This is a genomic window from Mesorhizobium sp. M5C.F.Ca.IN.020.32.2.1 (assembly GCF_004023105.1).
Lineage (GTDB): Bacteria > Pseudomonadota > Alphaproteobacteria > Rhizobiales > Rhizobiaceae > Mesorhizobium > Mesorhizobium wenxiniae.
In genome coordinates this window covers 1-1,984 of sequence record NZ_RZSX01001039.1, presented here as the reverse complement: position 1 = coordinate 1,984, position 1,984 = coordinate 1, and the positions used below count along the sequence as shown (strand labels likewise).

Annotated in this window: 1 protein-coding gene and 1 pseudogene; one reads left to right on the top strand and one right to left on the bottom strand. The window is 63.1% G+C overall.

The genetic code is table 11. The features are described 5' to 3' along the window. On the bottom strand, positions 1 to 1,174 hold a 1,174-nt coding region (locus EOA86_RS32510), incomplete at its 3' end, for a formimidoylglutamate deiminase (protein ID WP_128345333.1). 99 nt (positions 1,175 to 1,273) lie between these two features. On the opposite strand from EOA86_RS32510, the pseudogene EOA86_RS32505 reads away from it, so the two are divergent. Beyond that, positions 1,274 to 1,984 (top strand): annotated as a pseudogene (locus EOA86_RS32505) (imidazolonepropionase); the annotation flags it as partial.

The following is a 1,984-nucleotide window of genomic DNA, read 5'->3' as shown; positions in this document are numbered from 1 at the left end:
GATCACCGTTCAGCGAGACGAAATCGGCTGAGGCACCGGCGGCGATCCGCGAGAGACCTGCGCCAAGCGCGGCGCTGCCGCCGTCGAGCGCTGCATCGAACAGTGCGCGGCCGGTCGAACCGCCGGCGACCGCCAGCATGTTGCGGGCACGGTGGGCGAGGCGCTGCGAATATTCAAGCTGCCGCAATTCGTCGGGCACGCCGATCTGCACGTTGGAATCGGAGCCGACGCCGAAGCGGCCGCCATGTTGTTTGAACAAAGGTGCTGCAAAGGTGCCGTCGCCGAGATTGGCCTCGGTGATCGGGCAGAGGCCGGCGATGGCCCCGCTTTTCGCCATGGCCGCGGTCTCGATCTCGTTCATGTGGGTGGCGTGAATCAGGCACCAGCGCTTATCGACATTGGCATTGGCGAGCAGCCATTCGACCGGCCGCGCCCCGGACCAGGCAAGGCAGTCCTCAACCTCCTTCACTTGCTCGGCGATATGGATGTGGATCGGTCCGCCGGGTACCATTGCCGCGATGTTTTCCAACTCCTCCGGTGTCACGGCGCGCAGACTGTGCGGGGCGATGCCGACGACCGCGTGATTCAAGGTGCGAACGGATTCGCGGCATTTCTCAACAAGCCTCGAGAACCGATTCACATCGTTGATGAATCGCCGCTGGCCTTCGTTCGGCGCTGCGCCGCCGAAAGAGGCATGCGCATAGAAGACCGGTAGCAGCGTCAGCCCAATGCCGGTGTCGGCAGCCGCGGCAGTGATGCGCTCGGCCATGTCGGCGACGTTGGCATAGGGCCGGCCGTCGCGGTCGTGATGCAGATAGTGAAACTCACCGACGCGTGAGAACCCAGTTTCCAGCATCTCGACATAGAGCTGCGCGGCAACCGCCTCGACCTGGTCCGGTGTCATCGACAGCGCGAAGCGGTACATCACCTCGCGCCAGCTCCAGAAACTGTCGGCAGAAGGGCCGCGCAACTCGGCGAGGCCGGCCATGCCGCGCTGAAAGGCGTGGCTGTGCAGGTTCGGCATGCCTGGCAGCAGAATGGCATGGTGTTCGTCGCCGGGCCGGGGGGTGGTGTTAGGTTCGACCGTGGCGATGCGGCCTTCACTGGCGACGATCCGGGCATTGGATTGCCAGCCGTCGGGCAGAAGCACCTGTTCCGCAAAGATCGCCGTCACGTTTTTCTCTCCGATTCCCTGTGTCCCGTGCAATGATACCACTTGCAGGGCATCTCAATATGTATATACATATCGCCGCAGATTGAAACGGAAAAGATGATGGCAGGAGAGAGCAAAGGTCGGGCAGGGGAGGTTCGCCTCTGGCGCAATGCGCGTTTGGCAACCATGGCTGACAGCGCCGCCGCACTGGGTATCGTCGAAGACGGCGCGATCGCCGCGCGCGATGGCCTGATCGTCTATGCCGGCCCGGAAGCCGACATGCCGGCAGCGCTGGGCCAAGCAGCCGAGATTATAGATTGCGAAGGGCGTTGGATAACGCCGGGCCTGATCGACTGCCACACTCATCTGGTCCATGCAGGCAACCGCGCTAACGAATTCGAGATGCGGCTGGCCGGCGCGACTTATGAGGAGGTGACTCGAGCGGGCGGCGGCATCGTCTCGTCGGTCAAGGCGCTGCGCGCTGCCAGCAAGCACGAGCTGGTAGCGCAGTCGGTGCCGCGCCTCAACGCGTTGATCGCGGAAGGCCTCACCACCATCGAGATCAAGTCGGGCTACGGGCTCGATTTTGAAAACGAGAGGAAATCGCTGCGCGCCGCGCGGCTCCTGGGCGAACATCATCCAGTAACAATAAGGACGAGCTTCCTCGGCGCCCATGCCCTGCCGCCTGAAGCGAAAGGCGACAAGGACGCTTTTATCGATCTGGTCGCAAAGGAGATTTTGCCGTCCGTCGCTGCCGAGGGCCTGGCCGATGCGGTCGACGGTTTTTGCGAAGGCATCGCTTTTTCGCCCGAGCAGATTTCTCGCGTGTTC